This window comes from Massilia sp. IC2-278 (genome assembly GCF_020708045.1).
Lineage (GTDB): Bacteria > Pseudomonadota > Gammaproteobacteria > Burkholderiales > Burkholderiaceae_D > Telluria.
The window spans coordinates 36,927-60,916 of the sequence record NZ_JAJFES010000016.1 but is presented as its reverse complement, the minus strand read 5'-3'; the positions used below and the strand labels follow the sequence as shown (position 1 = coordinate 60,916).

The 23,990-nt window shown below is 62.1% G+C and carries 21 protein-coding genes, 1 tRNA gene, 1 pseudogene and 1 riboswitch; of the genes and pseudogenes, 4 read left to right on the top strand and 19 right to left on the bottom strand.

The window, feature by feature from the left end; genetic code table 11:
* The first annotated feature begins 39 nt into the window (after positions 1 to 39).
* The 3 genes from LK540_RS21585 (at position 40) to pbpC (ending at position 9,226) form a co-directional block, all read left to right on the top strand.
* Positions 40 to 1,113, top strand: coding sequence for a DUF3466 family protein (locus LK540_RS21585; protein ID WP_229439384.1), 1,074 nt, complete (start codon positions 40 to 42; stop codon positions 1,111 to 1,113).
* Positions 1,114 to 1,244: 131 nt separating this feature from the next.
* Positions 1,245 to 7,076, top strand: coding sequence for an alpha-2-macroglobulin (locus LK540_RS21580; RefSeq protein ID WP_229439383.1), 5,832 nt, complete (start codon positions 1,245 to 1,247; stop codon positions 7,074 to 7,076).
* On the top strand, positions 7,076 to 9,226 hold the full coding sequence (pbpC, locus tag LK540_RS21575; protein WP_229439382.1) for a penicillin-binding protein 1C: 2,151 nt from the start codon (positions 7,076 to 7,078) through the stop codon (positions 9,224 to 9,226). Before LK540_RS21580 ends, pbpC begins: the two co-directional genes overlap by 1 nt.
* Before the next feature lie 34 nt (positions 9,227 to 9,260).
* Here pbpC and LK540_RS21570 read toward each other — a convergent pair whose 3' ends face one another.
* The 10 genes from LK540_RS21570 to LK540_RS21525 all read right to left on the bottom strand — a co-directional run bounded on the left by LK540_RS21570 (position 9,261) and on the right by LK540_RS21525 (position 15,806).
* The gene (locus tag LK540_RS21570; protein WP_229439381.1) at positions 9,261 to 9,620 is read right to left on the bottom strand and encodes a hypothetical protein; all 360 of its coding nucleotides are present in this window, start codon (positions 9,618 to 9,620) and stop codon (positions 9,261 to 9,263) included.
* Positions 9,621 to 9,737: 117 nt separating this feature from the next.
* Entirely contained in the window at positions 9,738 to 10,919 is a 1,182-nt protein-coding gene (locus tag LK540_RS21565; protein ID WP_229439380.1) for a DUF3667 domain-containing protein, read from the bottom strand.
* 17 nt (positions 10,920 to 10,936) lie between these two features.
* Complete coding sequence (locus LK540_RS21560; RefSeq protein ID WP_229439379.1) at positions 10,937 to 11,215, bottom strand: PAAR domain-containing protein; 279 nt, start codon at positions 11,213 to 11,215, stop codon at positions 10,937 to 10,939.
* A 334-nt stretch (positions 11,216 to 11,549) separates the two neighbouring features.
* Positions 11,550 to 12,011 carry a hypothetical protein gene (locus tag LK540_RS21555; protein ID WP_229439378.1) on the bottom strand — a complete coding sequence of 154 codons (462 nt, stop codon included), beginning with the start codon at positions 12,009 to 12,011 and terminating at the stop codon, positions 11,550 to 11,552.
* Positions 12,012 to 12,038: 27 nt separating this feature from the next.
* A complete protein-coding gene (locus LK540_RS21550; RefSeq protein ID WP_229439377.1) occupies positions 12,039 to 12,290 on the bottom strand; it encodes an Imm74 family immunity protein in 252 nt (83 codons plus the stop codon).
* An 854-nt stretch (positions 12,291 to 13,144) separates the two neighbouring features.
* Entirely contained in the window at positions 13,145 to 13,588 is a 444-nt protein-coding gene (locus LK540_RS21545) for a hypothetical protein (RefSeq protein WP_229439376.1), read from the bottom strand.
* A 251-nt stretch (positions 13,589 to 13,839) separates the two neighbouring features.
* On the bottom strand, positions 13,840 to 14,271 hold the full coding sequence (locus LK540_RS21540) for a hypothetical protein (RefSeq protein ID WP_229439375.1): 432 nt from the start codon (positions 14,269 to 14,271) through the stop codon (positions 13,840 to 13,842).
* A complete protein-coding gene (locus LK540_RS21535) occupies positions 14,268 to 14,570 on the bottom strand; it encodes an RHS repeat domain-containing protein (RefSeq protein ID WP_229439374.1) in 303 nt (100 codons plus the stop codon). The genes LK540_RS21540 and LK540_RS21535 overlap by 4 nt, the downstream gene beginning before the upstream one ends.
* 54 nt (positions 14,571 to 14,624) lie before the next feature.
* Positions 14,625 to 15,491 carry a hypothetical protein gene (locus tag LK540_RS21530; protein WP_229439373.1) on the bottom strand — a complete coding sequence of 289 codons (867 nt, stop codon included), beginning with the start codon at positions 15,489 to 15,491 and terminating at the stop codon, positions 14,625 to 14,627.
* Positions 15,492 to 15,506: 15 nt separating this feature from the next.
* Positions 15,507 to 15,806 (bottom strand): hypothetical protein, encoded by a 300-nt coding sequence (locus tag LK540_RS21525; protein ID WP_229439372.1) that lies wholly within the window; start codon positions 15,804 to 15,806, stop codon positions 15,507 to 15,509.
* Between the two features lie 594 nt (positions 15,807 to 16,400).
* Here LK540_RS21525 and LK540_RS25265 point away from each other — a divergent pair.
* A pseudogene (locus LK540_RS25265) lies at positions 16,401 to 17,032 on the top strand (site-specific integrase).
* A gap of 13 nt (positions 17,033 to 17,045) precedes the next feature.
* Here LK540_RS25265 and LK540_RS21515 read toward each other — a convergent pair.
* The 9 genes from LK540_RS21515 to LK540_RS21475 form a co-directional block, all read right to left on the bottom strand.
* A tRNA-Lys gene (locus LK540_RS21515) sits at positions 17,046 to 17,121 on the bottom strand.
* A gap of 72 nt (positions 17,122 to 17,193) precedes the next feature.
* A complete protein-coding gene (gene ybgF, locus LK540_RS21510; protein ID WP_229439371.1) occupies positions 17,194 to 17,949 on the bottom strand; it encodes a tol-pal system protein YbgF in 756 nt (251 codons plus the stop codon).
* 115 nt (positions 17,950 to 18,064) lie between these two features.
* Positions 18,065 to 18,589, bottom strand: coding sequence for a peptidoglycan-associated lipoprotein Pal (gene pal / locus LK540_RS21505; RefSeq protein WP_229439370.1), 525 nt, complete (start codon positions 18,587 to 18,589; stop codon positions 18,065 to 18,067).
* A 37-nt stretch (positions 18,590 to 18,626) separates the two neighbouring features.
* Complete coding sequence (gene tolB / locus LK540_RS21500; protein WP_229439369.1) at positions 18,627 to 19,892, bottom strand: Tol-Pal system beta propeller repeat protein TolB; 1,266 nt, start codon at positions 19,890 to 19,892, stop codon at positions 18,627 to 18,629.
* 28 nt (positions 19,893 to 19,920) lie between these two features.
* Positions 19,921 to 20,952 carry a cell envelope integrity protein TolA gene (tolA, locus tag LK540_RS21495; protein WP_229439368.1) on the bottom strand — a complete coding sequence of 344 codons (1,032 nt, stop codon included), beginning with the start codon at positions 20,950 to 20,952 and terminating at the stop codon, positions 19,921 to 19,923.
* Between the two features lie 15 nt (positions 20,953 to 20,967).
* A complete protein-coding gene (locus tag LK540_RS21490) occupies positions 20,968 to 21,402 on the bottom strand; it encodes a biopolymer transporter ExbD (protein WP_229439367.1) in 435 nt (144 codons plus the stop codon).
* 18 nt (positions 21,403 to 21,420) lie between these two features.
* On the bottom strand, positions 21,421 to 22,104 hold the full coding sequence (gene tolQ, locus LK540_RS21485) for a protein TolQ (protein ID WP_229439366.1): 684 nt from the start codon (positions 22,102 to 22,104) through the stop codon (positions 21,421 to 21,423).
* Positions 22,105 to 22,129: 25 nt separating this feature from the next.
* Entirely contained in the window at positions 22,130 to 22,534 is a 405-nt protein-coding gene (gene ybgC / locus LK540_RS21480; RefSeq protein WP_229439365.1) for a tol-pal system-associated acyl-CoA thioesterase, read from the bottom strand.
* Positions 22,535 to 22,918: 384 nt separating this feature from the next.
* Positions 22,919 to 23,665 carry an SDR family oxidoreductase gene (locus LK540_RS21475; protein ID WP_229439364.1) on the bottom strand — a complete coding sequence of 249 codons (747 nt, stop codon included), beginning with the start codon at positions 23,663 to 23,665 and terminating at the stop codon, positions 22,919 to 22,921.
* Between the two features lie 136 nt (positions 23,666 to 23,801).
* Positions 23,802 to 23,906: riboswitch (ZMP/ZTP riboswitch) on the top strand.
* The last annotated feature ends 84 nt before the right edge of the window (positions 23,907 to 23,990 follow it).

Below are 23,990 nucleotides of genomic sequence, written 5' to 3'. Positions count from 1 at the left end.
TTACGCTGACTGTATAGATCGACTTTGATGGAGGATGTGATGCGAACCCCCTTGCTGGCGCGGTTCGCGGCAGGCCTGTTCCTGGCCATGCCGCTGCTCGCCGCCGCCGACCCGCGCTACACCGTCACCGTCCTGGCCGGCCCCGACAGCCGCGCCTGGGACATCAACCTCTCCGGCCAGGTCGTCGGCGCGAACGGCGACAACGCCTGGCTGCACGACGGCGCCGCCTACATCGACCTCGGCAGCGGCACAGCGTTCGGCATCAACGATTCCGGCCAGGTCGCCGGCCATTCCGGCAACAACGGCTTCTTCTACAGCGGCGGCGTGATGACCGCGATCACCGGCTGGGGCTTCACCACCGCCCGCGGGCTGAACAACGACGGCGTCGTGGTCGGCATGGCCGAATTCGAGGACGCCGAAAACGGCTTCGTGCGCCACGCCATCAGCTGGCAGAACGGCGTCACCACCGACCTCGGCACCGTGTACGGCTTCCAGAGCCGGGCCTACGGCGTCAACAATCAGGGCCACGTGGTCGGCGGCAGCGACATCGGCGGCGCACCGAACTACCCGCTCACGCCTTTCCTCTACCGCGACGGCGCCATGAGCGAGATCGCCCAGTTCCCGGGTCCGTGGAGCGAGGCCACGGCCATCAACGACCACGACCAGATCGTCGGCTTCGGCAACCTGCTGCCGAACGGCCCGGAACTGTATCCGCGCACCGCGTTCATGTGGGACGACGGCGTGCTCACCGATATCGGCGCGCTGAGCGGTGGCGCCAACAGTTTCGCCTACGGCATCAATAATGCGAGCCAGGTGGTCGGCTGGTTCGGCAACTTCGCCAGCGAGCGTGGCTTCCTCTTCGAACATGGCAGCTTTTATGACCTGAATACCCTGATCGACCCCGCCTCCGGCTGGGTGATCTCCGAGGCGAATGCCATCAACGACCTGGGCCAGATCGCCGGTACCGCCTGCCGAGACGGCAGCTGCCATGCGGTGCGGCTCGACCTGGTCCCGGCCGTGCCCGAGCCGGCCACCTGGGGCATGTTGCTGGCTGGCTGCACCCTGGTCGGCTGGCGGCGCCGCCTGCGCACGCGGGGAGCCTTATTCCGTTGACAACGTTGTGCCTTTTTGCAACACTCAGGTAGCTGTCGAGCACGGTAAGCACGCGTGGTGCGCTGCTTCGGGCCGGCGGCGACGATCCAGTCGGAGAACCGATGCGCGCCTTGCCCCGAGTGTTGTTTCTGATGGCTTTATCCTTCTGCGCGCAGGCGGCGCAATCCGGGGCGCCGGGGCCGCAGTCTCAGGCGCCGGCCCCGGCTTCGGCTTCGGCGCAGACAAGCGTGGAGTCGTTCTCGCCCGAGGGCGAAGTGCGCCAGGTGCGCCAGGTGACGGCGCGCTTCACCCAGCCCATGGTTGCCTTTGGCGACCCGCGCGGCGCCGACCCCTTCGCCGTCGACTGCCCGGCCAAGGGCAAGGGCCGCTGGATCGACGGCGCCAACTGGAGCTACGACTTCGACGCCGACCTGCCCGGCGCGACGGCCTGCCGCTTCACCCTGCGCGACGACAGCCGCGACCTGGCCGGCAAGCCGCTGGGCGGGCAGCGCGCCTTTGCCTTCACCACCGGCGGCCCGGCCGTGGTGCGCACCCGGCCCTACGAGGGTTCCGGCCACATCGACGAAAGCCAGATCTTCGTGCTGGCGCTGGATGCCCAGGTGGCGCCGGCCAGCATCGCGCGCCATGCCTGGTGCCGCGCCGAGGGCATCAACGAGAAAATCCCGCTGCGCGTGCTGGAAGGCGAGGAACGCGAACGCATCCGCGCCGTGCGGCGCGACTTCATCGACGGCCACCTGGGCCGCTGGTTCAAGGCGCGCGGGCGCAGCTGGCGCGATAACGTGCCGCTTTCCGGCGAGCTGCCGCTGGCCGTGGTGCAGTGCCGCCGCACGCTGCCGCCGAACAAGGAAATCGCGCTGATGTGGGGCAAGGGCGTGGCCGCGCCGAACGGCATCGCCACCACCGAGGACCAGCAGCTCGACTTCCGCACCCGTCCCGACTTCACGGTCTCGGCCAGCTGCGAGCGCGTGAATGCGCGCGCCGGCTGCGTGCCTTTCCTGCCGGTGCGCGTCGGCTTCAGCGCGCCGGTGGCGCTGAAGGATGCCCAGGCCATCGCCCTCGAAGGGCCGGGCGGCAAGCGCTACCCAGCAAAGTTCGATGACGAGCATGCCGGCCATGTCACCGGCATGTCGTTTGCCGGCCCCTTCCCGGAACGCGCGGAACTGCGCCTGCTGCTGCCTCCTGGCCTGAAGGACGACGCCGGCCGCAGCCCGGTGCTGCGCGCGAAGACGAAACTGGTCCTGCGCACCGACCGCCAGCCGCCGCTGGTGAAGTTCGCCGCGCCCTTCGGCATCATCGAAGCGCGCGGCGACCGCATGCTGCCGGTCACGGTGCGCAACGTCGAGCCGGCCCTGGCCACCGCCGTGCGCACGAGCGGCGCCAGCCAGCGCGTCAGCCGCGAGGAAGACGTGCTGGCCTGGATGCGCAAGGCGGGCAGCGGCCAGTACCACAGCCTCCAGGAGCAGGTGCTGGGCAAGGGCGCCGAGGGCAGCATCGAGCGCTTCGCGCTGCCTAAGCCGAACGGGCGCCGCGCCTTCGAGGTGATCGGCATCCCGCTGCGCAAACCCGGCTTCTACGTGGTCGAGCTCAGCAGTCCGCAACTGGGCGCGGCGCTCAACGACAAGGGCAAGCGGGCCTATGTGCACACCGCTGCCCTAGTGACCAACCTGGCCGCCCACTTCAAGCATGGGGCAGCTTCCTCGCTGGTCTGGGTGACCTCGCTCGACAAGGGCCGTCCGGTAGCCGGCGCCCAGGTGGCGGTGCGCGACTGCGCCGGCAAGCCGCTCTGGAGCGGCAGCACCGACGCCAGCGGCGTGGCGCGCATCCGCAAGGAACTGCGTGCATCAAGCTGCAAGTCCGGCGGCGGCTTCTTCATTACCGCGCGCAGCGGCGAGGACTTCACCTTCACGCTGTCGGAGTGGCAGCGCGGCATCGAGTCCTGGCGCTACAACGTCTCCACCGAGGGCGTCGATACCGACAGTCGCCTGGTCGCCACCGTCTTCGACCGTACCCTGCTGCGCGCCGGCGAAACCGTGCACATGAAGCACTTCCTGCGCCGCCGCGTGGCCGCCGGTATCGCCCTGGTGCGTGCCGGCGACAAGGCGCCGCAGAACGTGTCGCGCTGGGCCGACGACGAGGGGGACCCGGGTGAAGAGGGTGCGGCCGCCGACAAGGGTCCCTTGCCGGCCAAAGGCTGGCTGGTGCACGGCGGCAGCGGCGAAAAGGTCGCTTTTGCCCTGCGCTGGGATGCCGGCGGCGCCGCCCTCGGCGAATGGAAGATCCCGATGGAGGCCAAGCTCGGCGAATACCAGGTCGTGATCGGCGGCCAGGTGGCGGGCGAGTTCCGGGTCGAGCAGTTCCGCGTGCCGACCATGAAGGCGCTGCTGAAAGGACCGAGCGGGCCGGTGGTGGCGGCGCGCGGCGTCAGCATCGACGCCCAGGTGAACTACCTGTCCGGCGGCCCGGCCGGCCTGGCCCCGGTCAAGCTGCGCACCGTGCTCGAATACGGCGGCGCCGCGTTCCCCGGCTACGAGGGCTTTGCCTTTGCCGCCGGCGACGTCAAGGAGGGCATCGAGCGCGAAGGCACGGGCTACAACGAAGACGGTTACGACGATGGCTACGAGGGCGGGGAGGCGCCGGACGAGCAGGCGAATACGGCCGAAGGCAGCGAAGCCGCGGCAAACGCCGCGCGCACCCAGACTGCCACCCTCGACCGCAACGGCGGCGCGCGCATCGCCGTGCGCGACCTGCCGCCGATCGACGGTCCGCGCACCCTGTTGGCCGAGCTGAGCTACCAGGACGCGAACGGCGAAACGCTCACGACCGCGACCCGGGTCAGCCTGTTCCCGTCGGAGGTCATGCTCGGCATCAAGACCGTCAGCTGGCTGAACAAGGAGCCGGTCAAGCTGCAGGCCGTGGTGGTGGACGTGCACGGCAAGCCGGTGGCGGGGCGCCAGGTCGAAGTCGACCTGTTCCAGCGCACGAGCTACTCGCACCGGCGCCGCCTGGTCGGCGGTTTCTACGCCTACGAGAACAGCAGCGAGATCAAGCGCATCGGCGCGGCCTGCAGCGGCCAGACCGATGCCCGCGGCCTGCTGGCCTGCGAGGTGGCGGCGCCGGTCCAGGGTAACCTGATCCTGCGCGCGCGCACCCAGGATGCCGATGGCCGCGCGGTGGTCAGCCACACCGAGGCCTGGGCCGGCGCCGGGGCCGAGGCCGAGGCGCGCGACGACAACTGGTTCGAGGTCTCCGACAACGACCGCATCGACTTACTGCCGGCCAAGCCGCGCTTCGAACCGGGCGAGGACGCGCGCTTCCAGGTGCGCGCGCCGTTCCGCTCCGGCACCGTGCTGGTGACCGTCGAACGCGAAGGCATCCTCGAGACCTGGGTGCGGCGCTTCTCGGCGAAGGACACGACCATCAGCGTGCCGATCAAGGGCAGCTATGCGCCGAACGTGTTCGTGTCGGCCATGGTCGTGCGCGGGCGCGTGGCCGGCGTGCAGCCGACCGCGCTGGTCGACCTCGGCAAGCCGGCCTACAAGCTCGGCATCGCCGAGGTGAAGGTGGGCTGGGCCGCGCACGAGTTGAAGGTGGCCGTCAGCACCGACAAGGAGGTCTACAAGGTGCGCGACCGTGCCCAAGTGCGCGTGAAGGTCACGCGGCTTGACGGCAAGGCGCTGCCGGCCGGGGCCGAGGTGGCCCTGGCGGCGGTGGACGCCGGCCTGCTCGAGCTGATGCCGAACGAGAGCTGGAAGCTGCTCGAAGCGATGATGCGCCAGCGCAGCCTGCAGGTGCAAACCTCGACCGCGCAGATGCAGGTGGTCGGCAAGCGCCATTTCGGGCGCAAGGCGGTAGCGCACGGCGGCGGCGGCGGGCGCGGCATGAGCCGCGAGCTGTTCGAGACCCTGCTGCTGTGGCAGGGCAAGGTCAAGCTCGACGCCAAGGGCGAAGCCACGCTGCCGGTGCCGCTCAACGATTCACTGACGAGTTTCCGCATCGTCGCCGTGGCGAATGCCGGCGCCGGCCTGTTCGGCACCGGCGCCACCGACATCCGCAGCACCCAGGACCTGATGCTGATGTCGGGTCTGCCGCCCCTGGTGCGCGAGGGCGACCGCCTGCGCGCCGGCTTCACGCTGCGCAACGCCTCCGAGCGCAGCCTGCAGGTGCAGCTGAGCGCGAGCGTGAGCGCCGACGGCGGCCAGGCCCGCGCCCAGGCGCCGCAGAGCGTGCGCCTGGAGCCGGGCGAATCGCGCGAGGTGGGCTGGGACCTGACGGTGCCGCAGGCCCAGGCCCTGCGCTGGCAGGTCGATGCGCGTACCGGCGAAGGCGCGGGCACCGGCGACAGCCTGCGCATCGTGCAGAAGGTGACGGCGGCGGTGCCGGTGCGCGTGATGCAGGCCACCTTGCTCCAGCTCGACGCGCCGAAGACGATTCCCGTGGCGCGTCCGCAGGACGCCTTGCCGGGCTACGGCGGCATCCGCACCACGTTTACGCCGCGCCTGGCCGGCAGCATGGCGGGGGTGCGCGACTACATGGCCGCCTACCCCTACACCTGCTTCGAGCAGAACACCTCGCGCGCCGTCGCGCTGCGCGATGCGAAGATGTGGGAGGGCCTGGCCGCCACGCTGCCGGCCCACCTCGACAGCGACGGCATGCTGAAGTATTTCGCCAGCATGCTCGAAGGCAGCGACAGCCTGACCGCCTACGTGCTGTCGGTCACGAGCGAGGCAGGCTACGCCATCGCGCCAGAGCAGCGCGAACGCATGGAGGCGGCCCTGGTCGCCTTTGTCGAAGGCAAGCTGACGCGCGGCCAGTCGCTGCGCAGCGGCGACCTGGCGGTACGCAAGCTGGCCGCGCTCGAAGCCCTGTCGCGCACCCAGGAAGTGCGCGACGCCTGGCTCGAATCGATCCGCATCGAACCGAACCTGTGGCCGACCTCGGCCGTGCTCGACTGGTACCTGGTACTGCAGCGCACCCCCGGCCTGGCCGAGCACGACACCCGAATGGCCCAGGCCGAACGCATCCTGCGCGCGCGCCTGACCCTGGCCGGCACCACCATGGGATTTTCCACCGAGGCGAGCGACGACTGGTGGTGGCTGATGGCCTCGCCTGACGTGAACGCCAACCGCCTGCTGCTGGCAATGCTCGACAATCCATCCTGGCAGGGCGACATGGGCCGCCTGGCGCGCGGCGCCCTGGGCCGCCAGCAGCGCGGGCGCTGGAACACGACGCTGGCGAATGCCTGGGGCGTGCTGGCGATGGAGAAATTCTCGGACAAGTTCGAGGCCGTGCCGGTAACCGGCAAGAGCAGCGCCGTGCTGGCTGCGAATGCAGGCAATGCAAGCGCCAGCCCCGCCGCCTGGAGCGGCGCCGTGCCCGCGACCGTGCTGCAGGCCTGGCCGCAGGCGGGCAGCGGCCAGCTCACGCTGCGCCACGAGGGCGGCGGCAAACCCTGGGCCACGGTGCAGAGCTTGGCCGCGGTGCCCCTGAAGGCGCCGCTGTCCGCCGGCTACCGCATCAAGCGCACCGTCACCCCGGTCGAGCAGGCGAAGCAGGGCGCCTGGAGCCGCGGCGACGTGTACCGCGTGAACCTGGTCATCGACGCCCAGTCCGACATGACCTGGGTGGTGGTCGACGACCCGATCCCGGCCAGCGCCAGCATCCTCGGCAGCAGCCTGGGCGGCGATTCGCAGCTGGCGGGAGGCGGGCGCAGGAGCGGCGGCCGAGGTGGCGATACCTGGGGTGGTGGCGGCTGGGGCTATGGCGGCCTCGAATACGAGGAGCGCACCCACGGCGCCTTCCGCGCCTATTACTCCTTCGTGCCGAAGGGCCAGTTCAGTGTCGAGTACACGGTGCGCCTGAACAACGCGGGCAACTTCAGCCTGCCGCCGACCCGGGTCGAGGCCATGTACAACCCCGAGACCTTCGGCGAGCTGCCGAATCCGGTGCTGGCCGTGGGGCCGTGATGCGCCGTTCGATGCTGTTGCCGGTGGTGCTGGTGCTGTCGGCCGCCGTGCACCTCGGCGCCTCGGCGGCCATGCCGACGCCGCAGCAGGTGCGCGCGGCCTGGAAGCCGTCCAGCGCGCGGCTGCTCGACCGCCACGGCGTGCCGGTCGAATCGGTGCGCATCGACATGCGCGTGCGCAGGATGGCCTGGACGCCGCTGGCCGACATCTCGCCGGCCCTGGGCCTGGCCGTGCTGCAGGCCGAGGACGGGCGCTTCATGGAGCACGGCGGCATCGACCTGCGCGCCATCGGCCAGGCCGCCTGGGACAATTTGTTCCGCGCACGCCCGCGCGGCGCCTCGACCATCACCATGCAGCTGGCCGGTTTGCTCGACGCCGAACTGCGCGCCGGCGCGGGCGGACGCAACTGGACCCAGAAATTCAACCAGGCCCTGGCTGCACGCGAACTCGAAGCCGGCTGGGGCAAGGCCGAGATCCTCGAAGCTTACCTGAACCTGGCCAGCTTCCGCGGCGAACTGCAAGGCGTCGCCGCCGCCTCGCAGGCACTGTTCGGCAAGGCACCGTCCGGGCTCGACCTGGCCGAATCGGCCATCCTGGCGGCACTGCTGCGCGCGCCCGGCGCGGCCCCAAAAACAGTGGCCATGCGCGCCTGCACCATTGCCGCCGAGCTCAAGGCGCGCACCGGCTGCGCCAGCATCGAGTGGCAGGCCGAGGTCGCCCTCGGCCGTCCCGCCGCTGCCGCCATCAAGGGGCAGGCGCAAATGGCGCCGCAAGTGGCCAATCAACTGCTCGGCACGGGCGGGCAGGACGTGCGCAGCACCCTCGACGCCGGCCTGCAGCGCTTCGCGCTCGACTCGCTGCGCCGCCACCTGCGCGAACTGAACGACCGGAATGTCGCCGACGGCGCCGTGGTCGTCATCGACAACGCCAGCGGCGAGCTGCTGGCCTATGTCGGCAACGGCGGCAAGGGCGAAGTCGACGGCGTGGCCGCCCTGCGCCAGGCCGGCTCGACCCTGAAGCCCTTCCTGTACGAACTGGCGCTCGAACGGCGCCTGCTCACCGCCGCTTCGCTGCTCGACGACAGCCCGATCGACGTCGCGGGCGAGGCCGGCCTCTACGTGCCGCAGAATTACGACCGCCAGTTCAAGGGCTACGCCAGCGTGCGCACCAGCCTGGCCAGCTCGCTGAACATCCCGGCGGTGCGCACGCTGCTGCTGCTCGGACCGGAGCGTTTCCACGGCCGCCTGCAAGACCTCGGCATCAGCTCACTGAAGGAAGACGCGGCATTCTATGGCCCCTCGCTGGCGCTGGGCTCGGCCGACGTTTCGCTGCTGGAACTGAGCAACGCCTACCGCACCCTGGCCAACGGCGGCCTGTACGGCCCGGTCACGCTGCGCGCCCACGCGCCCGCGTCCAGGCCCGGGCCGAAGCAGCGCGTGCTGGACGCCGGCGCCGCCTGGATCGTGGGCGACATCCTGTCCGACCGCGGCGCGCGCAGCCCGACCTTCGGCCTGCGCAGCGACCTTGCCACCGCCTACTGGAGCGCCGTCAAGACCGGCACCAGCAAGGACATGCGCGACAACTGGTGCGTGGGCTATTCCACACGCTACACGGTCGGCGTCTGGATCGGCAATTTCGACGGCCAGCCGATGTGGGACGTCTCCGGCGTCTCCGGCGCGGCGCCGGTCTGGCGCGACGTGATGGACTTCCTGCACCGCGAGAACCCGCCCCGGCAAGCCGCGGCGCCGGACGGGGTAGTGCGGCGCAAACTGCGCTACGCCCCGGCGCACGAGGCCGCGCGCCAGGAGTGGTTCCTGCGCGGCACCGAAACCAGCCTGGTCGAAGCGGTGGCGCCGGAACGCCGCACGCCGAAGATCATCTACCCGGTCGACGGCAGCATCCTGGCCACCGACCCCGACATTCCGGCCGAGCGCGAGCGCGTGCTGTTCCAGGCCCAGGCCGGCCAGGGCCTGCGCTGGCGTCTCGACGATGCCGAGCAGGGCGCCGCCGATGCCGTCCTGGCCTGGCGCCCGGCGGTGGGCCCGCACCGCCTGGAATTGCTCGACGCGGCAGGCAAGGTACTCGCCACCAGCCGCTTCGAAGTGCGCGGCAACCGGGAGCCGGCAGCGGACCAGAAGCCGGGGTTATAGATGAGCTCGTTCTATCGTTCAATCCGATGGCAGCTTACTTGCCGAGCCAGCTGCGCTCGCCAAGCCGCTGACCATGCGGGAAGCGCTGATGGCGGATCAGGATGCGTTCGACCGGACCCTCCGGCAGGTATTCGATCGTCAAGTTGCCGTCCTGCGAACTGAGCAGGTTTGGCGATACGGGGAACACCCGTTTGCGGTAATGTCGGTTCAGGTCGGCATACAACTGCTGGTCGACCAGACTGAGGCGTACGTCGAGGCCGCTCGCCAACCGGTATTGACCGGCAACGGCGTCTTTCAGGTTTTCCGCATCGCCACGGTCCATGGATGCGGCGGCAAGCGCGGATGAAATGAAAGCGGTGGACGACACGAAGGCAAGGCAAAGCAGGGCACGCATGGCTGTCTCCTTCATCGAACGTTGAACGACACGACTGACGAAGGTTGGACAGGCCGGGTTTCAGCGCGACTGCACGTATGTATTAAATTTTGCTGCGGAAACCCGCAAGGCTCAGGCTCAGGCCTGGTTCACGATGCCGATGAATTCCACAATCAGCGTCGCCGCACCAACCACCAGTACATGTGCGGTCACCAGCACCAGCCAGCGGCAGCATGTGGCGAAACGGCTTCCGCCATAAACCCGCTGCATCGCCATCGGTAGATAGGCTATCAGGCACAGAAAGGGAATGATCTGGAAAATGTCCCATGCCGAAAGCACGTCGCTGGATACGCCCTTCAGGAATGGGAACATCGCGGCCCATCCTATGCTTCCAGGGATGACGATCATCAGGCTGACAACTAGAAAGGCAAACGCATTGGTATGCAAGGCAAATACCAGATGCTCGCCGTAGCGGAAGTTGGAGCGCCGGTAAATCAGTTTCAGGTACAGCGCAAAGAGCGGCAGTGCGCCAATCAGCATGTAGGGCGCATATGCAAGGAATCCGTGATTCAGCGCCGCGCTTTTTTCCTTGTCGGTTTGTCTGAGAAAGTTGTTCAGCTTATCCTGCCAGTGTGCATTGACCTTGCCTATGGCGGCGATGGCGTCCTGGATGCTGTCGTTCACGGTTGGAGATTCGTCCGTTGTTTCCGCATGCTGCGGGTCATGCACCGCCAGCGTGAAAATCGCTCTTGGTGTCTTGCCTGGAGCATAAGTTCCTGGAGCCGCGTGGCTATACGTAAAGCCGAATTGCCCGTCTTCGATCAGCAACTGAGGCAGTTCAATATGAAAGACTTTAATTAGAGCAAACAGGATCAGACTCAGGGTCAGATACAGCCGCAACGGCGGAATATACGGCATGCGGCGCCCAGCCAGGAATTCCTTTGTCAGTTCGCCAGGACGCAGGACGAGCAGCTTCAGCGTTTGCCAGAGCTTGCCTTCCAATGCCACGTAATGGCCGACGAATTCATGCACAAACTCACCCGCGCTCGGGACGTGGGCATGGGTCGGTTCTCCGCATTTTGCGCAGAAGTTATCGGTGACGATAGCGTTGCAACTGCGACAGTGTGAGATGGGAAGGGCGGAGTGCGGGGCGAGGGTACTTTGTACGGCAGCAGTCTGCATGATATCTGTTGCAAAAGTTTCCAAACAAACACATGCTACCTCAAGCCTTGGCAACGCGACAATGCCAGCGTGTGGTTGTTGAAGAAAGCCGACAATCGAAAGCGAGCGGTAAAGACGAAAGGCTCCATGAATTTTCATGGAGCGCTAGGAGAACTTCAACCGACAGTCGCAGGCAAGCTGCCGATCAGCTTGCAGCCACATTCGGTCGTGCATCCCTCGACCGCAACGGCTATCCCGTTGACTGTAACTGTGTCGTGGGCAGTAATGATCTTGTTCACACCGTGAGGCTTGCCGCCGGGGTAGAGCATTGGACAGTCAACTTTGTCACCCAGTCGAGCGATTGCTCTTCCCCTAATGTCGTGGTCGGGCGAACCGCTGATCACTGTACCGCCATGATTGGTTTTGTCTCCGACGGTGATGAACTTAATTGACATTGGTTCTCCAGTGGAATTGGTGACGTTATCAAATCGGCTAACCATCCGGCTAATCGCGTTCGTTAGGCAGCCTCATATATGTTTTAGCTGAAGATTGCAGTAGCAATCGGTGATCGCTGCAATACGCCTGGAATTAATAAACGTACCGTACTCACGCCCGGATTAGGTCTTATTGAATTCGATATCCTGGTCTTGTGCGCCATCTTGCAAATATCGTCCTCATTCGCAAGATAGATTCGAGCCAGCGCGTTCATGTCTTAGGCAAGGAAGGGTAGCGCAAAAAATGCAAGCGACTGTAGATCTTGTTAAAGATGCTAGGTCATATTTTGTTATATTAAACCTCTAAATTTGGTTCGTTTGAACTGTATTGGAATGTGATCTCCAAGCTTAAATCGCCTTGCTTGAAGTCATAATAAAAAATGAGTCTTCCCCAATTGTAAAAGTCTGAAGAGGCAGTGCTCGGGTGATCGCTTATTAAATTCAAATTCAAAGACTTTTCGCATGCCTTGATTGCATCTGATTCAAGAATGCTGGATTCGAAAAATTCGATCGAATCAAATAAAAACGTTACTGCGCTTAATCTTCCTTCTCCGATTTCAATCACGCCATCGGCGGATTTTCCAAAAACACTTATTTTGCTTAGGAGGCGATATTGTGTTTGGTTCTCATCTGTTTGAAGCGGTGGTCCGCATAGTCTTGCGATAGATCCGACGAGAACGCCTTTTTCGTCAACAGTTATGGGCGTCGAATTAACAAAAACCGAACCGTTCTTGGGATCGAATGTAATTGTATGCATTATCGATTTATGTGCGCGATGGCACTCCTATTCGAATTCGACAATCAAGCCACTATCCTGAAAATGTTTTCGAATTGCGCTGACGATATCTTGCTTCTCGGTTTCATTCAAGGCAACCTCTGGCGGTATTTTCCATTCATTTAATGAGTTCAAATAGATGACGTAACTTGGTTCAGTTGGCGCTGAGGCAATGAGCGCCTCGCCTAAGACCCGTACATGCCTGTCTCCACTCTTTAACTGTATAGCGCCTCGTGAGACGTGTACGACTTCCAAATTCATATACCACCTCCTAAGCAGATCCCTGCGATTTCGAACCTTTGGTCGATAATAATGGTCTGGAAGAATTTGGACAGGGAGTGCTTCTATTCCATATGTGCTCATTACAAACTAAGGTCTCTAACAAACCTTTGTGTTCTGACTTTGACAGCAAAAAACGGACGATTACTTACAGTTCGAATGAGTCTGCATGTGCGATCTGCAACACTCGAAGCAACTGATCGTTCTTAGCCCCAGCTTTTCCGGCATCAACATCAATGGAAACATTTCCGCAAACACAGTATTTATTATCCGTAGGATTTGACCATAGAATACTCCAGCAGTTGATGCACTGATAGAATGTCCAATCCGACACAGGTAGAGTTGCTCCGACGATGTGGCTTAAATCTTTGATGACTAACTTATTCTTTGACATGATTTATTTTGGCAGCCAAAATTGATAATAAGCTTGGGCAAAAAGTTAAGTTGGAAAGCAGGGTTGTGTAGAACTGTTTTCTACTTGGCCTGAATAATCAGCATCTAGCGAAATTTAGTGTGCGAGAGTGGCTCTAGAGTCAGATGGTACAAATCAGTTCGCTAAAAGGCCACGCAGAGCTCGAATGTTTCACTGCAAAAGATTCTAGTTAGCAGAGGAAGTCATGAACGAATATCGTCCCTTCATCGCATGCAAATGGTGTGAACATGGACTATTGCGCACCGCCAACTCTCCAAGAGATACATGGTTGTTTATGTATACCCAACCTCGATACCGCACAAAGTCGACTTCAAATCGGCTCTCGAAATTACACCGACCCAAGGAAAGTCGAACACGTTGGCGCCTAATGATGTCGATGAAGCGTCTATGCCGAGCGACCTTATCAAGGTTCCATAAAAATGGCCACATTAAAGGAACGTGGCTCATAGCTCACTTCAAGTTTTCCCCACTGAAAGCACCACATGCGCCGTCTATTCCTTTTGTCGTTCGGCGGACTTCCAGCCCTCTGCTCTACGAATTTCGATAGCGTATGATATTCATCTTTCAACACCTCTTCACTTACGCCATCCCACCCTTTATTGGTGCAAGGGCCGTCTAGCCAGCGCAATAGTAACCACTCAATCTTTTTCTCTCGCAATGAGATGGTAACGCCAAATTTCATGTTGTCCGCTACGGCCTCGACGTAGAAATAAGGTTCGCCTCCACCTGGGTCTTTCCGTTTCTCGATTAAGCCTTCTTCGGTAAGAGCGATTAGATTTTCATAACCGGACACAACGGAAATATTTTTCGCGCCTAGCTCGATTTCTTCTCCAGTTAAATTAATCATGGGCTTGTCAATCTATAATTGCCCCTCTTCCATACTCATACGATCATTTGCGGTGATGTAATACTGCGTCCCCCCTCCCGGTCCATATTGGTCGTTGGCTTGGGCATAAGCTTTTCCGAAACGAAGATCTTCTCTGAGTGTGAATGCCTGTACCTGCTGCCTTGGACCTCGCGGGAAGAGCTTGGAATTTCTAGAGTGCCCCACTTATGTAGCCTCATGATATGCACCAATTGATTTCCTGTCGAGTGACTTCATCGAGGTACTATAAAGATATCCGCCTGAAAGGCACGTAGGTCAAAGCTTACGTCAATTTTCCCCCATTTAAAGCGCCACGTATGCTCTCTATTTTTCTTAACATCAGGCGGACGTCCAACGACCTTTTTGACAAAATTTAATAGAAGATGATATTCATTTTTTACCTCTGTAACGCTCACATCATCCCACCCCTTCATTGAACTGCCTAACCAGTGCAATCGTAGCGATTGGGTTTTTTTCTCTTTCAAGCTAATGGTGATGCCAAACCTCATGCCGTCTGCCTCATCTTCGAGGTAATAGTAAGTTCCAATAGCGTCTTTTCGTTTCTCAATTAGACCATGTCGGGCAAGGTTACTTAATTCTTCATTAGAAACAGCGAGGATATTTTTCTCGCCGATATTGATTTGTCCTTCAATGAAATTAATCATGGGTTTGTCAACGGTATCATTGCTCCTGCTGTTAAGGTCCGACGATCATTTTTACTTATAAAATACTGCAATCCGCCGCCCGGTCCATATTGGTCATTGGCCAGGGCGTAAGCTTTTCCTACGCAAAGATCTTTTGTCAGTGTGAATGCGAAGGTTTCATGGCCCAACGCGCTGTGTGCCGCCAGCAGCCGCCCGACCGGATCGTAGCGGTATTCGATACGTCCACGCCCGTTGTCTTCGACACTGGTCAGTTGGCCGGACGGGGCGTAGCGGTAGCGCCGCAGGATGGCGGCTTGCATGCCAGCCTGGGCGTCGGGCCGGTAGATACGCCGCTCCCGCCCCGACGGGCGGCGTCACGATCCATCCAACCGGTGGCGCGCCGCCAGCGCGCGTTCCACGTCCGCACGAAGGGCGCGGTGCTGCTGCTTGTCTAGATTGACAACGTCGTTGCCGAGTGAAAGGTGCCACGCGCCGCGTTTGTCCACGCCATACCATCCGCCGCCGGACAGGCCGGTTCCTAGCGGCAGATCATCGAAATGGTAGTTCACGACGGTAAACGTCGCCGCGTCAGCGCCGTCGATCCGCGCGTATTCGTGAAACACTGCGTGGCGATCACGCACTACTGTGATCTCGGGAGGGTGGCCGCCGTCGGTCCGTGAGATGGCGACGGGGATGTCGCTGCGCAAGGTGGCTGGGTCGGCGCCGGCCAGTACGTGGTGCTCGTACAGTACCCAGCGACCGTCAGTCACATAGCCAGGCAGGAGCTGGCGCAGCCGCGTCGCGTTGACCGGTGGCGTCTGGTCCGCGACACGGCGCAAGCGGATGAACACGGCGGAGCCATCGCTGAGGATCCACCCGTCGAGAAACGGCCGCATCCGGTCAAGGTCGACAGGACCGTCAAGCTTGGTGAAGTGCTTGTGCCGCCAGATCTTCGGCCGCGACCAGATTGGCAGGCAAGCGACACCCGTCATGCAGGGGAATCCGGCGGCCTGCCGGTTTTCCGTTTCTCCCACTGCATAAACAGCTCCTCCGATCGCTGCCAGCTCGTAGCGCCCGACCGTGCGGCTCGCGAATTTGTGCGAGCAGCTGGAAAATGGCTCAGCGATCTTCTCGCCGGCACTGTCCTTCCAGCGGGTGTAGCACGACCTCTCAGGAAAATGACAGTAGCCGAGCACCAGCAGCGGCACGGCGATCGCCTCGCATACACCAAACTTGCTCATAGGATGCTCCGGTGGTCATTGTTTGGGAACGATACCCAGATCCATGTCGTTGAAGTTGACCAACGGCAACCGAATGTGGCGCTCATACAGGACTGAATCGCTCCGGCTTTCGTGAAGGCCGATTAGTGTGTCAGGCTGGGACGGCTTGACCAGACTTCCCGCACTACCAGCGCTATGCAAAGCCACGAAAGAGCGTTGTACGCGGGCAGCCGGGAAAGAATTAATTTCTCGAAGCTGAAAGACCAGACAACATTGAACTCCACCTGAGGTGATGGATATCTTGAACAGATAGTCTGGCAATTTTTCAAGCTGCATAGCTTCGTCGGAACCAACTTGATACGGCGTTGCATGCAATGAGCAGGTTCGGACGAACAAAAAGCAATTTGATCATGTGCGCGGAGAGTGCGCTGCTGTAGTCAGCCTTATAGCGCACGAGAGGTGCGCTATGCTTAGCCACTGCAAGCGTTGCAAGTGACACCTCAAGAGATCGGGTCATGTCACTTTACAAACGCGGTAGTACGTAGTGGATCGATTTCACCACGCCATCAGGAGAACGCATCAGGCACTCTGCTGAAACGGTTAACAAAGTCGAAGCACAGGAACTGCACGACCGACTAAAGGCAGAACACTGGCGAGTGCAAAAATTAGGTGAACGGCCCAAGCATACGTGGGACGAGGCTGTGTCGAAGTGGTCACAGGAAACGGCACAAAAGCGCACTCATCATGAGGATTTGCTCAAGCTGGACTGGCTACGTCCGTTCTTGCAAGACCGGGTGCTGATTGAAATAACGCGCGACGAGATCGTGGCAATCGGGCTACGCAAGAAAGGAGAGGCGAGCAACGCGACAGCGAACCGTTACCTGGCTCTTATCCGCTCTATTCTGCGGAAGGCGTGCGCCCAAAGTGAAGATGTACCCCGAACTCAAGCGCCGCGTTCGCTGGATCTCGCCAGAGCAGGCGAGGGCACTGCTGGAGGCGTTGCCGGAGCACCAGCGCGACATGACACTGTTTGGGCTTGCTACCGGGCTAAGGCAGAGCAACGTCACCGGTCTGCGCTGGGGGCAGGTTGACCTCAAGCGCGGCACAGCCTGGATCGCAGCTGACGACGCGAAGGGTGGCGAGGACATTCACGTTTCGCTGTGCGACTTGGCTCTAAAGGTATTGGAGTGCCAGCACGGAAAGCATCCAGAGCGCGTCTTCATGTATGAAGGTAAACCGGTCAGGTACGTAAACACAAAGGCTTGGCGCACGCTCTCAAGCGCGCAGGAATTGCCGACTTCTGTTGGCACGACCTGCAGCACACTTGGGCGAGCTGGCTGATCCAGAACGGCACTTCTTTGTACGACCTGCAGAAGATAGGCGGTTGGAAGTCGGCGGCGATGGTGCGGCGGTACGCGCACCTGGCACCGGCGCACATGGCGCGTCGCGCGGCCGTAGTCGATGGACTGCTGCGCGTCACAAGTACGGCACAGCAGGTAAAAGAGCGAACTGCTGCGGATACAAAAAAAGGCGTCACGATTGCTCGTAACGCCTTGATCTGATACTACAAATTCGTGGTAGGCCGTGCGGGATTCGAACCTGCGACCAACGGATTAAAAGTCCGCTGCTCTACCAGCTGAGCTAACGACCCAAAAGAAGCAAGATTATAGGGGCGAACGCCGATGCTGTCAAACGTCCGCGCCCAAAATCTTGCCATAGAACCTTATTTGAGCACTGCCAGCCGGTCCTTGGCCGATTGCGCCGCCTGGGTGCCCGGGAACTTGGACACCAGCTGCTGCAGCGTTTTCTTCGCCTTCGGCAGGTCTTTCAGTTCGGCATAGCTGGTAGCCATGTTCAGCATGGCGTCGGCCGCCTTCGGGCTGGTGCCGTAGTTGGTGGTCACGATTTCCTGGGCCGCGATCGCCTTCTTGTAGTCGCGCTGGGCGTAATAGGCGTTGCCCAGCCAGTACTGCGCATTCGCGGCATAGGCCGAATCCGGATAGCGCTTCACGAAATCCTGCAGGGCAGCGGCGGCTGCCTTGTAGTCGCCACCCTTGAAGGTTTCCATGGCGGTGTCGTAGGCCTGCTTTTCCGACGGCAGCACTTCGGCGGTCTGGCCGTCGATGTTTTCCTGGCGCGGCTCGAGTTTCTTGATGCGGGCGTCGAGGTCGGCGTACAGGGTGCGCTGGCCGTTTTGTGCCTTGGCGATTTCGTTGGCCAGCACTTCGATCTGGCCGCGCAGCTTGGCGATCTCGGCCATGGTGCGCTCGTTCTGGTTCAGCATGTCGAGCGTCGCGGTCTTGTCGGCCTTGTTGTCGAGGCGGCCGTTCAGGTCGCGCGCGATGTTGTCGACTTTGGCGCGCAGGTCGAGGATGGCCTTGCGGGCTTCATCGTCGTCGAGCAGACCGGCGTTGGCCTGCAGCGGCAGCCAGGCGGCGATCAGCAGGCAGGCAAGACGGGACGGAAGCAGTTTCATCATGTCGTGGCTCTTTCTAAACCAGTGTTGCAATGGAAAACGGGGCGGGTTGCAGTCTGCACTGCACCCGCCCCGCTGTCAATTAACCGGGTCTTAATGCGACCCGGACGCGACAGGATTACTGATAAACGATGTCGGCGCGACGGTTTTCAGCCCAGGCGGATTCGCCCGAACCGGTTGCCTTTGGCTTTTCTTCGCCCAGCGAGACGGCTTCCATCTGACTTTCCGACACGCCCAGCGATGCCATCGAACGACGGACGGCTTCGGCGCGCTTCTGGCCCAGGGCCAGGTTGTATTCGGTGCCGCCGCGATCATCGGTGTTACCTTGGATCAGGACTTTGCGGCCCTGGTTCTTGGTCAGGTAGCCCGAGTGGTTGGCGACGACTGGCTTGCCGTCTTCACGCACAACGTAGCTGTCGAAGTCGAAGTAGACGCTACGGTTGGCCAGCACGCCCTGTGGGTCGTTCAGTGGGTCGACGGTTGCGGTTTCGACTGGACGCACGTCACGTGGGTCGGTGGTGGCGGCGACTGGCGCAGGCGACTTTTCTTCGACTGGCGCTGGTGCGTCCGGCACTGGGGTTTTGCACGCTGCCAGCAGGGCAGCGGAGGCGATGATGAATGCGAGGCTCTTGGTATTGCGCATGGTTTCTCTCCTGGTCTTGGTTAGTGATTTACTGCTATTACTTCATGAAAGGACCCCAGCTGGGCTCCCGAATGTTTCCCGCTTTGGTGGTCAAACGTTGCTTGACCCGTCCATCCACCGAAACCACGGCCAGCGCAGTACGCCCGCCGCCTTTGTTCGCATACATGATGTACTTGCCGTTAGGCGAAAAACTCGGTTCGGTGGCCCCATCGGCCAGGCGCAGTTCCTGGCCGCTGGCCAGGTCCATCGCAAAGAGGGAATATCCGCCGTCGCGCTGCGAAATCCAGGCCAGGGTCTTGCCGTCTGGAGCCACGCGCGGGCTGATGTTATAGCTGCCATTGAAGGTGACGCGGGTCGCATTCCCGCCATTCACGCTCATTTTGTAAATCTGCGGGCCGCCGCTGCGATCGCTGGTGAAATAAATGCTCTGGCCGTCGGCCGAGAATTGCGGCTCGGTGTCGATGCCATTGCTGTTGGACAGGCGGCGCAGGCCGGAACCGTCGGCATTCACGATATACACCTGGTAGCTGCCCGACTTCGACAGGGCGATCGCCAGCTTGCTGCCGTCCGGCGACCAGCTCGGCGCCGAATTGCTGCCTTTTTCGTTGGCGATGACGCGGCGCTTGCCGCTGACCAGGTCCTGCATGTAGATCACAGGCTTGCGGTCTTCAAACGAAACGTAGGCGACCTTGCCGCCGTCCGGCGACCACGATGGCGAAATGATCGGCTCGCGGCCCTGCACGGCGATGATTTCGTTTTCGCCGTCGGCATCGGCCACGGCCAGCGCGTAATTGCGGCCGGCGCGGTTTTCTTTCACGTACGCGATGCGGGTCGAGAAAATGCCGCGCACGCCGGTCAGTTTTTCGTACACGTCGTCGGCGATGCGGTGGGCTTGCAGGCGGGTATAGCGCGGCTGCACTTCGCCGCCGAGGGCCGACAACTGGCCGCCCTTGACGGTATCGAACAGTTTATAGCGCACGGCGAAACGGCCGTCCGGCTGGCGCGATACGCTGCCGACGACGAGTGCATCGGCGCCGCGCGCTTTCCAGGCGCCGGCGTCGATATTCGCGCTGTCGCTGATCACCTGACCGGCGTCAATGACCTTGAACACGCCGCTGCGTTCGAGGTCGGCGCGGATGATGGCCGACACCTGGTCGGGCGCCACGCCTTCGTCGGCAAAGGCGGCGACGGCGACCGGGATCTGGGTGCTGCTGACGCCGGCGATCTCGACGCGGAATTGCGCGTGCGCGGCGCTGCCCATCAGGAGGGAAACGCTGAACAGAAGGGTATGTAGTTTCTTCATGGGCCTCTCAATACTTGAATACTGGTGGTCACTGCAAATCTTTTAACTTGAAGACGAGTGGGAAAGTCCGTTCTACCGTACCATCTTTTTTCTTCGGTAGTGGTGACGATTTGTTAATGCCCCTTTCCACTGCTTCGTCGAAAGCCGGAACGCCACTGCTCTTGGTCTTGCGCACCGACAGGATTTCACCGGTCGGCAGTTGCTCGATGCGGAATTCGACGGTCGGATTACCCGGCTCGTCGCCGCCCGGATAGACCGTATTGCTCTTGACCTTGGCCGCAATCGCCGCCTGGTAACCGCTGTCGAGTTTTGGCGCGCTCGATTTCTGGGCATTGCCGGTCGAACCGGCGGCACCCGCAATGCGCTTGAGTTCCAGGTCGCGCAGTTTATCGAGCTGGGCCTTTTCGGCGGCGTCGGCTTTTGCTTTCGCGGCTTTTTCGGCGGCGAGTTTCTTTTTCTTGTCGGCTTCGGCTTTTTCGGCTTTCTCGGCGGCGAGCTTTTTCTCCGCTTCTTTCTTTTTCTCTTCTTCCTTCTTTTTCTCGGCGAGTTCTTTTTTCTGCTCTTCGCGTTCCTTCAATTCTTCACGCCGCTTTTCCTCGGCGAGTTCCTTGCGCTTTTGCTCTTCGCGTTCCTTTTTCTCCGCGAGTTCGCGTTCCTTCTTCTGCGCCAGTTCACGCTCGTCGCGTTCCTTCTTCGCCAGCTCGATCTTGCGCTGCTTCTCGCGCTCGAGCGCGATGTCCGGCGCGGCCGGTTTTACTGGCTCCGGCTCCACCACTTTCGGCGTGGGCGGCGGTGGCGTCGGCGCTGGCGGCGTCGGTTCCGGTTCGGGCTGCGGTTCCGCTTCCGCCGGAGGCGCCGGCAGCGGCGGCGCGGCAGCCGTCTCGACCTTCATGTCCCAGACTTCCGCCTCGACCGAGATCGGGGTATTGCTCTGCCAGCTGATACCGAAATACAAAAAGGCCAGCAGCAGGGCGTGCACGGCCAGCGCCAGCAGGATCGCTGGCATGCGGCTCGGTTCGGGCGGCACCGTGTACGGGGCGCCGGGGGAAGCTGGCTTCATTCCTGGTATGACTCTTTACTGGGTGGCAAGGCCAACACGGGCGATGCCCATCTTCTTCGCTTCCGAGATCATCTCGATCACTTCCTCGTACTTGCTTTCGCGGTCGCCGGCGATCAGCACCGGGTAATCCGGGTTGTCCTGGTGCAGGGTGCGCAGGCGGGCGAGCAGGGCGGCGCGGTTGTCCATGCTTTCGGCCGGCGTCGATTCCTTGCCGTGGACACCGATCGAGAGTTCCGCGTTCGGCTTGATCGAAATCTGGATATAGGTGTCAGGCGGCAGCGTCGACTTTTCGGCGCGTGGCAAATTCACCACATTTGGCGTCTCGTTGGCTGGCACCGCCATGAAGATGATGAGCAGCACCAGCATCACGTCGATGTAGGGCACGACGTTGATCTCGGATTTCAGTTTGCTGCGGCGCCCGCTGCGCATGCTGCTGCCGGAATAGGCCATGTCGGTTCCTCCTGCCGATCAGCGCGACTGGCGCTGCAGGATGTTCGAAAATTCCTCGACGAAGCTCTCGAAGCGGATCGCCAGGCGGTCGATGTCGTGGGTGAAGCGGTTGTAGGCGACCACGGCAGGAATCGCGGCGAACAGGCCGATGGCGGTGGCGATCAGCGCTTCGGCAATGCCGGGGGCGACCACGGCCAGCGTCGCTTGCTGGACATTTGCCAGGCCGCGGAAGGCGTTCATGATGCCCCAGACGGTGCCGAGCAGGCCGATGTAGGGCGAGACCGAGCCGACCGATGCCAGGAAGTTCAGGTGCAGGTCGAGCGCGTCGAGTTCGCGCTGGAAGGCGGCGCGCATGGCACGGCGGGCGCCGTCGAGGACCGCGCCCATGTCGAGGGCGTCGCGCGAGGCTTGCTTGCCCTTGATGAACTCACCCATGCCGGCTTCGAAGATGCGGGCCAGGGCACCGCTCTGGTCGCGCTGGGCGCTGGCGCTCTGGTGCAGGGTGTGCAGGTTGCCGCCGGCCCAGAAGCTGCGCTCGAACTGCTCGGTCTGGCGCCGTGCGGCGCGGATCGCGAACAGCTTGCGGAAGATGTACGACCACGAGAAGACCGACAACAGCAACAGCAACAGCATGATGAGCTGCACCAGGATATGCGCGTTACTGATCAGGGCAATGAAGGAAAGGTCGTGGGTCGGGGTCATCGGTTGGGCAATATTGTCGGTTTATTCAAGCGGCACGCATTTTATCAGCCACGTGGCCGGGGAGCGAGCGCGGCCGTACAGACGCGAGGTCGACGCAGCCGACCTTGACGCTGGCTTCGGCCAGGAGTTGGTCGCCGCGGTAGGCCTTCTGCGCGAACTGCACCGAGGCGCGGCCGAGCTTTTCGACCGCCAGGGTGAGCGTGATTTCGTCGTCCAGGCGCGCCGGCGCGTGGTAGTCGATGGTGGCGCTTTTCACCACGAAGCCGGCATTGTCGGATGCGATCAGGTCCTGCTGGCCAATGCCCGCCGCGCGCAGCCATTCGGTGCGCGCGCGTTCGAAGAACTTCAGGTAATTCGCGTAGAACACGATGCCGCCGGCGTCGGTGTCTTCGTAATAGACCCTGACAGGCCAGGTGAAAACGGAGGGCATGCTACAAGCCATAAATGATAAAAGGAAACATTTTACGCTATTCGATTCCGCATATGTACTCCAGCGAACATGACGGATGGAGAGCGCGACCAGGCGCATGCTGGTGAATTGCCAGGATTGCGAGGTAGTAGACGAGATGCAACCCTGTCAAGACAACAACTGTAACACTTTCTCACAATTATCGAAGGCAGGGCGCACGGTGTGCATATGCAGTTTCCGTGGGGTTCGTAGGAGGGCCGGGCCGCGCAAGACACCTGTGTCCACGCGGTATGGGACTGACGCATACCGGCTTGCCGGTCAGCATCGCATCTGCTCGACGGTCGGACAGCGTGGACACGGGTGTCCACCCTACAAAATCAATTACGCTCCGTTGGAGCTTGCTGATCAGGTACGTTTGATATTGAACGGCGAGAATCCCTGGCAAGTCGGCATCAGCTCGATCAGGTTGACGTTGATATGCGGCGGCAGGGTCGCGATCCAGTACGCCGTCTCGGCAATATCCTGCGCGGTCAGCGGCGTCGTGCCTTCGTATACCTTGGCCGCGGCCGCATCGTCGCCCTTGAAGCGCACGTTCGAGAACTCGGTGCCGCCGCACAGGCCCGGCGCCAGGTTGGTGGCGCGCACGCCGGTGCCGACCAGATCGGCGCGCAGGTTCAGGGTAAATTGCTCGACGAAGGCCTTGGTGGCGCCGTACACGTTGCCGCCCGGGTAAGGATAGTGGCCGGCCACCGAGCCAAGGTTGATGATCAGCCCGCTGCCACGCTCGACCATCGCCGGCAGGATCGCGCGGGTCATGGTCACCAGGCCCTGGCAATTGGTGGCAATCATGGTTTCCCAGTCTTCGAGCGGGGCCTGGTGGGCCGGCGCGGTGCCCAGGGCCAGGCCGGCGTTGTTGATCAGCACGTCGATCGGGCGCCAGGATTGCGGCAGCAGGGCCAGCGCTTCCTCGATCGAGGCCTTGTCGGTCACATCCATTTCCACCGGCAGCGCCGATTCGCCCAGCTCGGCGGCGAGGGCGTCGAGGCGGTCCTTGCGGCGCGCCGCCATCACGACTTGGTGGCCGTTGCGGACGAAAGTGCGCGCCATGTCGGCGCCGAAGCCGGCCGATGCGCCGGTGATGAAAACGATCATGATGAGTCCTCGGGTTGGCTGAACCCGGTGATTGTAGCCGAAACAATCATGTTGCCAGCTGTTTAAGGCCCATTGCCGCCAGGTCGGCGGTTTCCTTGCCCTAAAAGGGCGCATCACATACAATCCGAGCTCCATTTGCGTCTCACGTGACTGGCGAAAACCGCATGAGCCTGGCTCTGCGGCAAGGTGGCTACCACCGTGGAGCGTGAGACCTCATCCGCCGTTCGCCTGGGCAACCGACAAAGTGCACGCGCAGCAGACCCTGCAGCGCGGCCGGTTGCGTCCAGGCTTCCTGCCGATCCGGCTCTGCCCTGTCTGGTTCTCT